The organism is Streptomyces sp. NRRL WC-3626, assembly GCF_000718785.1.
GTDB lineage: Bacteria > Actinomycetota > Actinomycetes > Streptomycetales > Streptomycetaceae > Streptomyces > Streptomyces edwardsiae.
The window spans coordinates 36,145-50,090 of record NZ_JOCA01000010.1; the positions used below are offsets into that span (position 1 = coordinate 36,145).

Sequence of the window (13,946 nt, forward strand, 5' to 3'; positions counted from 1 at the left end):
GGCCTTCTTCCTGAAGGCCGCCGACCCCAGGACCCCCGTTTCAGACCCCATGACTTACAACCCTGAGAGGGATTGACGCATAGTGCTCGACGTCAACTTCTTCGACGAGCTCCGGATCGGCCTGGCCACCGCTGACGACATCCGTCAGTGGAGCCACGGCGAGGTCAAGAAGCCCGAGACGATCAACTACCGCACGCTCAAGCCCGAAAAGGACGGACTCTTCTGCGAGAAGATCTTTGGTCCGACCCGGGACTGGGAGTGCTACTGCGGCAAGTACAAGCGCGTCCGCTTCAAGGGCATCATCTGTGAGCGCTGTGGTGTCGAGGTCACCCGCGCCAAGGTGCGCCGTGAGCGGATGGGCCACATCGAGCTCGCCGCGCCCGTCACGCACATCTGGTACTTCAAGGGCGTCCCGTCGCGCCTCGGCTACCTGCTCGACCTCGCCCCGAAGGACCTGGAGAAGGTCATCTACTTCGCGGCGTACATGATCACGTACGTCGACGAGGAGCGCCGCACCCGCGACCTGCCCTCGCTGGAGGCCCATGTCTCCGTCGAGCGCCAGCAGGTCGAGAACCGCCGTGACGCCGACCTCGAGGCCCGCGCCAAGAAGCTCGAGACCGACCTGGCCGAGCTCGAGGCCGAGGGTGCCAAGGCCGATGTGCGCCGCAAGGTGCGCGAGGGTGCCGAGCGTGAGATGAAGCAGCTGCGCGACCGTGCGCAGCGCGAGATCGACCGCCTCGACGAGGTGTGGAACCGGTTCAAGAACCTCAAGGTCCAGGACCTCGAGGGCGACGAGCTGCTCTACCGCGAGCTGCGCGACCGCTTCGGCACCTACTTCGACGGCTCGATGGGTGCCGCGGCGCTGCAGAAGCGCTTGGAGTCCTTCGACCTCGAGGAGGAGGCCGAGCGCCTCCGCGAGATCATCCGTACCGGCAAGGGCCAGAAGAAGACCCGTGCGCTCAAGCGCCTCAAGGTCGTCTCCGCGTTCCTGCAGACCAGCAACAGCCCCAAGGGCATGGTGCTGGACTGCGTGCCGGTCATCCCGCCGGACCTGCGTCCGATGGTGCAGCTGGACGGTGGCCGCTTCGCGACCTCCGACCTGAACGACCTGTACCGCCGGGTCATCAACCGCAACAACCGCCTGAAGCGGCTTCTCGACCTCGGCGCGCCCGAGATCATCGTGAACAACGAGAAGCGCATGCTCCAGGAGGCCGTGGACGCGCTCTTCGACAACGGCCGCCGTGGCCGCCCGGTGACGGGCCCCGGCAACCGTCCGCTGAAGTCGCTGTCCGACATGCTCAAGGGCAAGCAGGGCCGCTTCCGTCAGAACCTGCTCGGCAAGCGAGTCGACTACTCGGCGCGTTCCGTGATCGTCGTCGGCCCGCAGCTGAAGCTGCACCAGTGCGGTCTGCCGAAGGCCATGGCGCTGGAGCTCTTCAAGCCGTTCGTGATGAAGCGCCTGGTCGACCTGAACCACGCGCAGAACATCAAGAGCGCCAAGCGCATGGTCGAGCGCGGCCGCACGGTCGTGTACGACGTCCTCGAAGAGGTCATCGCGGAGCACCCGGTTCTGCTGAACCGTGCGCCCACGCTGCACCGCCTCGGCATCCAGGCCTTCGAGCCGCAGCTGGTCGAGGGCAAGGCCATCCAGATCCACCCGCTCGTCTGCACCGCGTTCAACGCGGACTTCGACGGTGACCAGATGGCCGTGCACCTTCCGCTGTCCGCGGAGGCGCAGGCCGAGGCCCGCATCCTGATGCTGTCCTCGAACAACATCCTCAAGCCGGCCGACGGCCGCCCGGTGACGATGCCGACCCAGGACATGGTCCTCGGTCTGTTCTTCCTCACCACCGACGGCGAGATGCGCGACCTCAAGGGCGAGGGCCGTTCCTTCGCCTCGGTCGCGGAGGCGATCATGGCCTTCGACGCGGGCGAGCTGTCGCTCCAGTCGAGGATCGACGTCCGCTTCCCGGTCGGCACCATCCCGCCGCGCGGCTGGACCCCGCCGGCGGGCGAGGAGGGCGCCGCGTCCGACAGCGCCGCGGGTGAGTGGCAGCAGGGTGACCCCTTCCGGCTGAACACCACGCTGGGCCGCGCGCTCTTCAACGAGCTGCTGCCCGAGGACTACCCCTTCGTCGACTACGAGGTCGGCAAGAAGCAGCTCTCGGAGATCGTCAACGACCTCGCCGAGCGCTACCCGAAGGTCATCGTGGCGGCGACGCTCGACAACCTGAAGGCGTCCGGCTTCTTCTGGGCCACCCGCTCCGGCGTCACCGTGGCCATCTCCGACGTCGTCGTTCCCGAGGCGAAGAAGGAGATCGTCAAGGGCTACGAGGCGCAGGACGAGAAGGTCCAGAAGCAGTACGAGCGCGGTCTGATCACCAAGGACGAGCGCACGCAGGAGCTCATCGCGATCTGGACCAAGGCGACCAACGAGGTCGCCGAGGCGATGAACGAGAACTTCCCGAAGACCAACCCGATCTTCATGATGGTGAACTCGGGTGCACGAGGCAACATGATGCAGATGCGTCAGATCGCCGGTATGCGTGGTCTGGTGTCGAACGCGAAGAACGAGACCATCCCGCGTCCGATCAAGGCCTCGTTCCGTGAGGGTCTGTCCGTGCTGGAGTACTTCATCTCCACGCACGGTGCCCGTAAGGGTCTGGCGGACACCGCTCTGCGGACCGCCGACTCGGGTTACCTCACCCGTCGTCTGGTCGACGTCTCCCAGGACGTCATCATCCGCGAGGAGGACTGCGGCACCGACCGCGGTCTGCGCCTCAAGATCGCGAGCCGGGACGAGACGGGCGTGCTCCGCAAGGAGGGCGACGTCGAGACCTCCGTGTACGCGCGCTGCCTCGCCGAGGACATCGTCGTCGACGGTCAGGTGCTGGCCCCGGCCGGCACGGACCTGGGTGACGTCCTCATCGAGGAGCTCGTCACCCGCGGCGTCGAGGAGGTCAAGACCCGCTCGGTCCTGACCTGCGAGTCCGCCGTCGGCACCTGCGCGATGTGCTACGGCCGTTCGCTGGCCACCGGCAAGCTGGTCGACATCGGTGAGGCGGTCGGCATCATCGCCGCCCAGTCCATCGGTGAGCCCGGTACCCAGCTGACGATGCGTACCTTCCACACCGGTGGTGTGGCCGGTGACGACATCACCCAGGGTCTGCCCCGTGTCGTCGAGCTCTTCGAGGCCCGTACGCCGAAGGGTGTCGCCCCGATCTCCGAGGCCTCCGGCCGCGTGCGGATCGAGGAGACCGAGAAGACCAAGAAGCTCGTCGTCACCCCGGACGACGGCAGCGACGAGACGGCGTTCCCGATCTCGAAGCGTGCCAAGGTCCTGGTCGGCGAGGGCGACCACGTCGAGGTGGGCCAGCAGCTCACCGTGGGTGCCACCAACCCGCACGACGTGCTGCGCATCCTGGGTCAGCGTGCCGTCCAGGTCCACCTGGTCGGCGAGGTCCAGAAGGTCTACAACTCGCAGGGTGTGTCGATCCACGACAAGCACATCGAGATCATCATCCGGCAGATGCTGCGCCGGGTGACGATCATCGAGTCCGGCGACGCCGAGCTGCTGCCCGGTGAGCTGGTCGAGCGCTCGAAGTTCGAGACCGAGAACCGTCGTGTGGTCCAGGAGGGCGGTCACCCGGCCTCCGGTCGTCCGCAGCTGATGGGTATCACCAAGGCCTCGCTGGCGACGGAGTCCTGGCTGTCGGCCGCCTCCTTCCAGGAGACGACCCGGGTGCTGACGGACGCGGCGATCAACGCCAAGTCCGACAGCCTCATCGGCCTCAAGGAGAACGTCATCATCGGTAAGCTCATCCCGGCCGGTACGGGCCTGTCCCGCTACCGCAACATCCGGGTGGAGCCGACCGAGGAGGCCAAGGCCGCGATGTACTCGGCCGTCGGCTACGACGACATCGACTACTCGCCGTTCGGCACGGGCTCCGGCCAGGCCGTCCCGCTGGAGGACTACGACTACGGTCCGTACAACCAGTAAGCGAGTACGCGCGTGAACCGAAGGGCGGTCACCCCGTGGGGTGGCCGCCCTTCGGCGTACCGGGAGCCGGATGCCCGCACCGCGGGAAGGGGGCGGTGGAACCAAACTCCCGGTACGGTGCGTTCAAGTGGGTGAAACCGTTCATCGGGGACATCCGCCCCGCCCCCGGGAGGCAGCCGTGTCGTACCCGACTCCGTGGCAGGGCAACCCGTTGCAGGGGCCCGGCGCCCCGTCGATGCTGGCCTCGCACGCCGACCGCGAGCGCGCGGTGGACGTGCTGCGGGCCGGGTACGGCGAGGGCAGGCTGGAGCATCCCGAGTTCGAGAAGCGTGTCGCCCGGGCCTACGCGGCCCGCACCGTGGCGGAGCTGTCGCTGCTGGTCGCCGATCTGCCGCAGGGCCCGATGCCGCAGCCGGTGGCGGCCGCCGGACCGGTGCCGGCGACCTTCCTGCCCGGATTGCAGCCGAGGACCAACGGCAAGGCGGTCGCCTCGATGGTCTGCGGCATCCTGTGCGTGGTCACCGGCGGGCTCACCGGACTGCCCGCCGTGATCCTCGGCCACATGGCCCAGTCCGAGATGCGCCGCACCGGCGAGGGCGGGGACGGCTTCGCCGTGACCGGGCTGGTGCTCGGCTGGCTGTCGATCGCCGGCTGGGCGGTGTTCCTGGGCTTCGTCGGCCTGCTGGCCGTGGTGGCGGGTTCGGCCTGACCGGCCCGATCGGGCTCCGCGGGTTCGGCGGGTTCAGCGGGTCGGCTGGAGGTACGGCCGCAGATGGTGCAGCCGGGTGTGGTAATCCGGGTGCGAGGACAGCAGCCTGCTCACCGGCGTCCCGGCGGCCGCCGCGCCCCCGTGGGCCGCGGTGAGCGCCGCGGCCTGCTGCTCCTGGAAGTGCAGCTTCTCCAGTACGGCGGCGAGCATCGGGGCGAAGCCGAGCGCGGCGGCGTGCCGGTCGGCGCGCAGTTCGGAGCGGCGCCCGACGGCGGCGAGCGCGTACGGCAGGCCGAGCAGCAGCAGCGGTATTCCGTACAGGGTGCTGATCGTGGTGATGGCGACGCCGGCGACGAGCAGGCCGAGGAACAGGACGCCGAAGCAGGAGAACACCCGCGACACGCGGAACAGGAACCCGGTGACCGCGCACAGCACCCGCCAGGCGAGCCGGCCGGGCAGCGCGTACCAGTAGCCGAGCAGGCCGGACCAGGCGTGGCCGCCGACGTGGTGGCCCAGTTCGTGGGCCATGACGGCGGCCAGCTCGCCGTTGGGCAGCTGGTTCATGGCGAACCGGGTGACACCGACGATGTGCCCGGCCGCGGCGACCGCGTTGAGGCTGTCGCTGTCCTCGACCCACAGCTCGTAGTTCCGCCCCTCCACGCCCGCGCGGGCGGTGACCTCGCGCCAGACCGGTTCGATTTTGGCTCGTTCCTGTGGGGTGGGGTAGCGCAGCCGGAGCAGATGGCGCGCGAGGGCGCTCTCGGTGGGGCGGTGGAAGACGAGTGCGCCGCTCGCCAGCCAGGCCAGGACGACCAGGACGCCGGCATCGCCGAGAGGCAGCGAGACCAGACCGACGACGAACAGGCTGCACAGGAAGTTCGGCAGCTGGAGGAGCAGATTGCCGAACGCGGTGGCGTCCGTGTGGCGCTGCCGGGCGGAGATGTGGATCCGGGCGCGGTCGGTGCTGATGTGGTGCGGGTGCAGGGGGGAGTCGGGCGGGAGCGGGGGAGCGGGCCGCGGGTGGGAAGGCTGGAGGTGTGCCGCGCCCTGGGGGTACTGCGGGGCCTGTGGAGGGAGGGGGGAGGAGGGCTGCGGGGCCGCCGGGTACTGCGGGGGGAGGTGGTACGGCCCGGGTGGGGGCTGTGGGGCCGGGTACTGCGGGGGTACGGGATGTTGTCGCCCGGTCGGGTACCGCGGTGCGGCCTGGGGGGTCTGCGGCTGGTGGGGTCTGCCGGCCGGGCCGGGGTGGTCCGGTGGGGGCTGGGTCATGGTGCTTCCTTCACTTGACGTGGGCGGTGGCCGGCCCGTGGGTCAGCCGATCAGCAGGGAGGCGGGCAGCAGGAGCGTCCCGGTGCAGAAGGCGATCAGGCCGGTGTGGATCCACTGGTGCTTGCGCCAGGCGATCCGGCTCGTCTCCGTGAGCGCCACCGTCAGACCGGCCATCGGGTCGGCCTCGGTGTCGGCGAGCGCGGCGTCCAGCCGGCCCGCCCGCACGGCCCGCTGGATGTCCCCGAAGTACGACAGCGGCTGCCCCGCGGCCCACGTCCCACCGCGGTAGCGGGGCAGCACCGCCAGAAGCAGCGCGAGCAGGGAGAGGGCGAGGGACGAGGTGCCGGCCCACCACACCGCCGAGCCGGCCGCCGACAGGACGTCCGGCGACCAGTCCCGGCCGGCGAGCAGCCCGCTGAACACGCCCGCGGTGATACCGAGCGCGGCGACCAGGACGGCCGCCTTGCTGTCGGCGCGGGCGATCTCCGTACGCAGGTCCGCCAGCAGCCGCTCGCACAGGTGCGTACGGGCCGCCGTGGGCGGTGACGGGCGGGGCGAAAGAGCGGGGTCGGGGGCGGGCGTGGCCGTCGTGGCCGGGTCGGCCGTCACGGGCCTGCCTCCTCGCCGGTGCCGCTCCGCGCGGTGTTCTCCGGCTGCCCCGCGAGCCCGTCGGCCCCGGCGGGCGGTGTGTGCGGGGCCTGCGCCGGTGCGGTGGGTGTGGTGCCGTAGCCCGGCGGCGGCTGCCACGCGGGCGGGGGCGCGTAGGGCGAGGGGGCCGGCGGCGGGGCGTAGGGCATGGCGGACGGCACCCCCGCGGTGGGCGGTACCGGGGGCGCGTAGGGCGTGGCGGGTGGCGGGCCCGGGACATACGGCGGTGTGGGGACCGGGGGTGCGTAGGGGCCGGGGGCCGCCGGGTACGGCGCGGCGGGCGCGTGTCCTGTTGGGGGCGTGTACGGCGGTGTGGCCGGCGGGGGCGGTGTGCTCAGTCCCGCGCCCGGCCCTGCCTCGGGTGCCGTCCCCGGCGTGGGTGTACCCGCACTCGGTCCCGCCCCCTGGGGCGGTGGCCCGGCAGGGCTCGCCGGGGGAAGCAGCGGCGGGTCCTGCGGGACGCCCGGGAGGCGCTGGTTGAGGATGTCGCTGACCGTGCGCAGTGCCAGCCGTTTGGGCCCCTCCAGCTCGAACTTCTCCGCGCCCTCGCTCCCCAGGAGTTCCTTCACCAGTTCCATCTGTGCCTGGATCATGCGCAGTTGGTCCTCGCGCATGCTGTTCATCACGAGCTGCGAGTCCTCCGGGTGCTGTGCGAGATGGAACGCCCAGGAGTGCACACCGCCCTGCGACAGATGCCACTGGTAGAACTCGATCCGCTCCGCCTCGAGCTGCTGCCGCTCCAGCGCGTGCCGGCCCTGGAGCATCAGCTGCTCGTGCTGCCAGTGCTGCTGTCGCAGGACCAGTTCCTGCTGCCGGCGCCCGTACTCCATGGCCCGTTCGAGCTGGAGTTCGTCCTGCAGCCGGTGGCGCTGGTCCGTCTCCGTGTCGACCCGCATGCCCTGCTGTGCCGTATGGATCTGTTCGGCCGCGGAGTGGTCGATCGCCTGGAGCCGCTGCTGGTGGTCGATGTTCGCCCGGTCGCGGCGCAGCCGCAGGGTCCAGGTGACCTGGAGCCCCGCCGTCGCCCCGAGCGGCCCGAGGAGTGTGGCGGCCCGCAGCAGCTCCCGCTCGGCCGCCGCGCTGTCGGTGATGGTGAAGCCGCGGGTGACCGGCCTGGCCGCCCGCTGCAGCTCGCCGGTCAGCAGCGTGGGCACGTCCCGGATGCCGCTCGCCACGAACCGCGCCGCGTCCAGCACCTGCCAGGAGACGTCCACCTCCGCCGTGAACTCGAACGCGTCGTTGTCGCTGGGCAGGGCGAGGACGTCGGTGAACGGATGGACGCCCATGTCCACCTCGTACACCGCGGTGTACCGGCGGGACGCGATCTCGCCGCGGCTCGGGCGGGCCGGCGGGGGATAGGCCTCGTATCCGCCCTTCGGGGTGGAGAAGACCAGCGCGTGGTCGACGCGGACCACATGCTTCAGGGACAGCTCGAAGCGGGCGAGCTGCCGCACGGTGAGCACCGGGTCGGTCAGCCGCGTATGCCGGTCGGCGGGCTGCTGCCACTCGGGCGGGCGGTGGAAGGAAGGCATGGGCGTCTTTCGTCAGCGGGGTGGGAGTGTGCTCAGCAGCCGGGCGGCCACCTCCGGCGGAGGGTTGCCGTCCTCGCCGGGCATGGTGCGCAGCAGATGGCTCAGCCGCTGGTACTCGGTCGGGGTGGTGACGAGCCTCGGCAGGAGCGCGGCGAGGGCCCATTCGGTGGTCGTGGAGCGGTTCGCGGCGAGCACCCAGTCGGCCAGTGCCGTGAGCGCGAGCCGGGTGTGTCCGGGATCGCCGAGGGCTTCCCGCCACAGGCGCGCGATGCCCTCCGTCGCGGTCCGGTCGTCGTCGGTGGCGGCGCGGGCGTACCACCGCAGGACCAGCGGGGTGCCGTACCGCTCGTCGTCCTCGGTGCGGCGGCAGGCGTTGACGAAGCCGCCGAGGGACAGGTCGCGCACGGCGGGTTCGTCGTCGAGGCGGGAGCACAGGTCGGTGAGGACCTCGGCGTCGGCCGGTGACAGCAGCAGCAGTTCCACGGCCTGGGTCAGTTCCCGTGCCATCTCCCCGTCGAAGTCGTCCGGACCGCCGGGGCGCCGGTACAGCGCGCGGGTGGCGTCGCGCAGCGCGGCGAGTGCCTGGGCCGGCCGTTCGGGTCCGATCAGCGCGTACGCCCGGACGGCCACCCAGTGCAGCCTGCGGTCCTCGGCCGTGGACCAGGCGTCGAGGATGCGGGGGATGTTGGGCGTGCCGATGTGGTGGGCCAGGGTGAGCGCGTTGACCGCCACGAGCCGGTGCCGGAACCGGCCGGCGGTCGCCCACGGCTCGATGACCAGCGCCATCGCGGAGGGCAGGTCGGTACGGGCGAGGACGGCGACGGTGGACGCGGCCCGCGTACGGACGAGGGGCCGGCCGTCGTCGGCGAGACGGCGCAGCCAGGCGATCAGCGCGGGCCGCGCGGACGGGTGCCCCGTCCACACCTCCCGCAGCAGCACCAGGGCGGCCCGCTCGTCGTCGAACGCGGCCTTCGTCTGGGTCACCGGGCCCCACTCGGTGTGCTCCTCGGCCTCGTGGCGGTGGGCGCGGGCGAGCTGGAGACGCTTGCCGACATGGGTGCCGAAGACGGGGATCTCGGGGACACGGGACCGGTTCTCGGTCTGCTGCAGGAAGCCGTAGAGCAGATCGCCGAGTTCGGCGGTGAGCGCGTACGGGCCGTCGTCGAAGGCGGCGAGGGCGATGAGGAACGCCTTGTCCCGCAGGTGGACGGCGTTCTCGTCCTCTTCGAACCACTCCTGGACCTGGTTCTCCAGCGATCCGAGCGAGAAGCCGGCGACCTCCTGCTCGGTGACCTCGCCCGCCGCGTACCGGCCGAGGAGCTGGGCGAACGCGGCGGCCTCGCGCAGCTGGTGGCCGTGGTGCAGGAACTCCTTGACGTCCGGGAGACCGAGCAGGCGTCCGGCGGTCTCCTCGGTGGTGCGGGCGCGCAGGTGCGCGGCCAGCACGTCCTGGGCCGTGGGCGGCCGCCAGTCGGCGGGGGACACGTCGTCCTCCAGTACGGCGGTGGGGCCGACCGTGATCACCGCGTACGCGTCCTGCCCGGCGAGCCGGTCCGCGGCGCCGAGCAGATGGGTCTCGCGCAGGGCGTTGCCGCGGCGGGTCGCGAGGTCGCACAGGAGGTATCCGCGGGCGCGGTCGTCGCCTCTGCCCGTGTCGGTGCCGTCGTCGCGGGCGCTGAACCGGTCGGCGAGGGAACCCGGTGTGGTGTCGCGGTCCAGCGCGAGCACGGGGGTGGCGCCGAGCCGGTGCAGCAGCATCAGGGCGGCCGTACGGCGGCCGGTGAAGCGGGCCCCGGACAGCACCAGGACGCGGTCGCGGCGCAGCCGCTCCACGAGGCCGTCGAAGGTGTCGTCGGCGGTGACGAAGAAGGCGGCGAGCCGTTCCAGGGTGCGGTGCGGAATCTCCCCCGAGGCGGAGGCGGCCGTCGACAGCCCCGGGAACGACCAGTGGTGCACCGTCTTGCTGCCCATGACGACATCGCCGGTGACGCGGCCGCCCGAGACGCCGTGCTGGTCGCCGGCGGTGTAGCCACCGCCGAACCGGGAGTGCGCGCCGACCTTCATGGTGCGCGGGCTGTGGTCGACCAGGTCCCGCCGGGCCGCCCAGGCGTTCTGCGGCTGGTCACGCTCCTCCGTCTCCTCGGCGGAGCCGTCCTTGGGTGCCGCCTCGTCGGGAGCGGCCTCGCCGGGTGCGGCGACGGCCCCCGGACCACTGCCGGCCGGCGGCTCCTGGCCGCTCACGGCCGCTCCGTTCTGCTGCCCATGACGACGTCGCCGGTGACCTGACCGCCGGAGACGCCGTGCTGGTCCCCGGCGACGTAACCGCCGCCGAAGCTCACCGTGCCGCCGCTGATGTCGAGGACCGGGCCCGGGGCCTCCCGTCGTCCGGCCGGCGCCGGGCGGTCCCCCGATCCGCCCGGTGCCTCCCCCGCCCCCCGTTCACCGTGGTCCCGGGAATCCCCGCTCTCCGGTACGGGGCCGTGCAGCCACGCCGTCAGCGGGCCGTTCTTGCTGTCGACCGTCATACGGTGGAAGGCGGCGACCGGGACGCCCGGATGGTCGTGCCGTACGACGCCGGTGTACACGGCGTCCGAGACGCAGAGGGCGAAGTCGTCGGCGCGTTCGCGCAGGGCCGCGCGGAGCAGGGCGGCGTCCAGCAGCCGGCAGGCGTGGTTCAGATCGGAGCCGACCCAGCCGTCGTGGCGGTCCACGGCCACGTATCCGGCGGCGACGACACCGCGCAGCCGGATCTGCGCGGAGCGGGACGCCATGCGGTTGACCGCCCGCAGTTGCTCGGGCACCGCGGTGAGCAGGGCCCGCAGCAGTGCCGTGACCGGGGCGTTGGCGTCGATCAGCTCCATCACCGCGTCACCGCGGTCGGCCCGCAGGCGGAGGGTCTCGTCGATGCCGGCGGTCTCCAGCGCGCGGTCGGTGACGTCGTAGAGCATGCGCCGCAGATACGCCTGCTCCACGTCGTCCCGGTCGCTGAACCTCTCGATGTCCAGCAACAGGATCGTGCGGCTCACGGGGTCGGTCATGGTCGCCCTTCGAACGGTGGGGATGGCCGTGCCGGGCAGCAAGAGTGCTGGGCGCGGGGGGTGGGGCGTGAGGGCGTATGACCCACTGAAACTGTGACCACGTACACAGACGCCCCCCGACGCACGCGGCGCAGCCCACACCCTCGCGCTCGCGTCCCCGTGCCCTGCGTCCTCGTGCCCTGCGTCCTCGTGCCCTGCGTCCTCGTGCCCTGCGTCCTCGCGTCCCGCGTTCCCGCGCTCCGCCGCCCCCGCGCCTGCCGCGCTCCGCCGCCCCCGCGCCTGCCGTGCTGCGCGCACCCGCGCGTGCCGCGTGCCTGCCGCGCCCCGCGTCTGCCGCGCTGCGCCGCGTCTGCCGCGCTGCGCTGCGCCGCGCCCGCGCACCCGCGCACCCCCGCGCGTCGCGCGCCTGCCGCCGCCGATCCGCGCCCCGCGCGCCGTCCGCCGCCGATCCGCCGGTCCGCGGGCAGTCGTGCCGCAGGGCGGCACGGGTGGGCGCGACGGCACCCCGTAAGCGCCGGGCCGCGCGACGTCCCCCCGCTCAGCCGTCACCCCGGGGTGGCTGCTGGGCGGGGGTGGGGGTGCGCTTGCCCCGCTGGAGGGGGTGCCGCTGCGCCCACCCGTGCCGCCCCAGCGGCACGACTGCCCGCAGCTAAGCGGGCTGCAGCGGCGCGGCTGGCCGCAGCTACGCCGGCTGTGGCGGTGTGGCTGACGGTTACGTGGGGGATTCCTGGCGGGGGGACGGGATGGCGGGGGCGGGATGGTCCGTCGCGGCGATTCGCCGGAGGACGTCGGGACGCAGGATCAGCAGCGTACGGCGGCCGGTCGAAACCGCCTCCTTCTCGCGAAGCTCCCGCAGCAGTCGCTGGACCATCTCCCGCGACGCGCCGACCGAGCCCGCGAGTTCCTGCTTGCTGAGCGGTACGGAGAGCTCGATGCCCCCGGCGGTACGGCGGCCGTGACTGCGGGCCAGATCCAGCAGGAGCACCGCGAAACGCTGGCGGACGCTCATCGACGCGAACTCCAGCCGCCGCCGGTCGGCCGCCCGGGTGCGGTCCGCCGTGAGGCCGAGGAGGGCGAAGGACGCCGCGGGGGAGCGTCCCAGGAAGTCCTTGAAACGCCCGTGCTCCACGGCCACCGCCCGCACCGCCTCCAGCGCGGTCACCGTCGCCGACCGGGGACGCCCGGTCAGCGCCGCCGACTCCCCGACGACGTCGCCCGCACCACGCAGGGCGAGCAGTGCCTCGTAGCCGTTGGCCGCCGCGGCTGTGACCTTCGTCCAGCCCTGGACGAGGAAGAGGACGTGAGAGGAGGGCTCACGCTGGTGCAGCAGCACGACCCGGGGAGCGAACCGCAGCTCCCGGCCGAGCGCGAGCAGTGCGGTCCGTTCCCGGCTCTCCAGACGGGCCAGAAACGGCACCCGGTCCTCCAGACCGCCGTCGTCCGGTCCGTGCGACGCCGATGTCATCAGGCTGAACCCCCCGTTCCTGTGCGGCGGACGGATCAAAGTACTGACCGCCCCCCATGTAAAGGGCGCGATCCGGCCAACGCGACATATCAGCCATGGGGCGGACACGGAACGGGCGGGAGTGCTCACGGAGCGTTCACCGGATGAAGCGGGAGAAGTCCGGCGTGCCGGGCCGAACGGCATTTGTTTTGACCGCAGCGTATGCGGTAGGTACGCTCAGACCTTGTGCCTGGGGTGTGCCCTGGCCTTCGTGCGTGCCATCACACCGCACCGGAGGGCGAGAACACGGCCACCGTAATTCAGCGCCTTCTTCTGCCTCGCGGTGGGAGTCCGCAGGATTCGACACACCCGACCGCGTGGGTCGGCGAATGTTTCAGGTTAGCTTCACCATTCGGCACACAGAAACCGGAGAAGTAGTGCCTACGATCCAGCAGCTGGTCCGGAAGGGCCGGCAGGACAAGGTCGAGAAGAACAAGACGCCCGCACTCGAGGGTTCGCCCCAGCGTCGTGGCGTCTGCACGCGTGTGTTCACGACCACCCCGAAGAAGCCGAACTCGGCCCTGCGTAAGGTCGCACGTGTGCGTCTGACCAGCGGCATCGAGGTCACGGCCTACATTCCGGGTGAGGGGCACAACCTGCAGGAGCACTCCATCGTGCTCGTGCGCGGCGGCCGTGTGAAGGACCTGCCGGGTGTTCGCTACAAGATCATCCGCGGTTCCCTCGACACCCAGGGTGTCAAGAACCGCAAGCAGGCCCGCAGCCGCTACGGCGCCAAGAAGGAGAAGTAAGAATGCCTCGTAAGGGCCCCGCCCCGAAGCGCCCGGTCATCATCGACCCGGTCTACGGTTCTCCTCTGGTGACCTCCCTGATCAACAAGGTGCTGCTCAACGGCAAGCGTTCCACCGCCGAGCGCATCGTCTACGGCGCCATGGAGGGTCTGCGTGAGAAGACGGGCAACGACCCGATCATCACGCTGAAGCGCGCGCTGGAGAACATCAAGCCGACCCTCGAGGTCAAGTCCCGCCGTGTCGGTGGTGCGACGTACCAGGTTCCGATCGAGGTCAAGCCCGGTCGTGCCAACACGCTCGCGCTGCGCTGGCTGGTCGGTTACTCCCGCGCCCGTCGCGAGAAGACCATGACCGAGCGTCTGCTCAACGAGCTTCTCGACGCCTCCAACGGCCTCGGTGCCGCTGTGAAGAAGCGCGAGGACACGCACAAGATGGCCGAGTCCAACAAGGCCTTCGCGCACTACCGCTGGTAGTCGCTACCCACATCGAGACCGAGA

General features: G+C 71.4%; 10 protein-coding genes. 4 read left to right on the forward strand and 6 right to left on the reverse strand.

The annotated features are described in order from the left end of the window. The first annotated feature begins 82 nt into the window (after positions 1-82). Together IF28_RS0117705 and IF28_RS0117710 are read left to right on the forward strand one after the other, a co-directional pair. Positions 83-4,000 (forward strand): DNA-directed RNA polymerase subunit beta', encoded by a 3,918-nt coding sequence (locus tag IF28_RS0117705; protein WP_030220912.1) that lies wholly within the window; start codon positions 83-85, stop codon positions 3,998-4,000. Positions 4,001-4,178: 178 nt separating this feature from the next. Further along, positions 4,179-4,709 carry a DUF1707 and DUF4190 domain-containing protein gene (locus tag IF28_RS0117710; protein ID WP_030220915.1) on the forward strand — a complete coding sequence of 177 codons (531 nt, stop codon included), beginning with the start codon at positions 4,179-4,181 and terminating at the stop codon, positions 4,707-4,709. Between the two features lie 33 nt (positions 4,710-4,742). On the opposite strand, the gene IF28_RS0117715 is transcribed toward IF28_RS0117710, so the two are convergent. From IF28_RS0117715 to IF28_RS0117740, 6 genes are all read right to left on the reverse strand, one after another. Continuing rightward, entirely contained in the window at positions 4,743-5,978 is a 1,236-nt protein-coding gene (locus tag IF28_RS0117715; RefSeq protein ID WP_030220917.1) for a M48 family metalloprotease, read from the reverse strand. A 42-nt stretch (positions 5,979-6,020) separates the two neighbouring features. Next, positions 6,021-6,587, reverse strand: a complete 567-nt coding sequence (locus IF28_RS0117720) for a Pycsar system effector family protein (protein ID WP_420713779.1) — start codon at positions 6,585-6,587, stop codon at positions 6,021-6,023. Then, a complete protein-coding gene (locus IF28_RS36420) occupies positions 6,584-8,158 on the reverse strand; it encodes a hypothetical protein (RefSeq protein ID WP_051713778.1) in 1,575 nt (524 codons plus the stop codon). Before IF28_RS36420 ends, IF28_RS0117720 begins: the two co-directional genes overlap by 4 nt. 12 nt (positions 8,159-8,170) lie before the next feature. After that, on the reverse strand, positions 8,171-10,399 hold the full coding sequence (locus tag IF28_RS0117730; protein WP_030220926.1) for a hypothetical protein: 2,229 nt from the start codon (positions 10,397-10,399) through the stop codon (positions 8,171-8,173). Continuing rightward, entirely contained in the window at positions 10,396-11,196 is an 801-nt protein-coding gene (locus tag IF28_RS0117735; RefSeq protein WP_030220929.1) for a hypothetical protein, read from the reverse strand. The genes IF28_RS0117730 and IF28_RS0117735 overlap by 4 nt, the downstream gene beginning before the upstream one ends. Positions 11,197-11,908: 712 nt before the next feature. After that, on the reverse strand, positions 11,909-12,661 hold the full coding sequence (locus IF28_RS0117740; RefSeq protein ID WP_030220932.1) for a Crp/Fnr family transcriptional regulator: 753 nt from the start codon (positions 12,659-12,661) through the stop codon (positions 11,909-11,911). A 416-nt stretch (positions 12,662-13,077) separates the two neighbouring features. Here IF28_RS0117740 and rpsL point away from each other — a divergent pair, with 416 nt between their 5' ends. Together rpsL and rpsG are read left to right on the forward strand one after the other, a co-directional pair. After that, on the forward strand, positions 13,078-13,449 hold the full coding sequence (gene rpsL / locus IF28_RS0117745) for a 30S ribosomal protein S12 (protein ID WP_003948652.1): 372 nt from the start codon (positions 13,078-13,080) through the stop codon (positions 13,447-13,449). A gap of 2 nt (positions 13,450-13,451) precedes the next feature. Then, a complete protein-coding gene (rpsG, locus tag IF28_RS0117750; protein WP_003992340.1) occupies positions 13,452-13,922 on the forward strand; it encodes a 30S ribosomal protein S7 in 471 nt (156 codons plus the stop codon). The last annotated feature ends 24 nt before the right edge of the window (positions 13,923-13,946 follow it).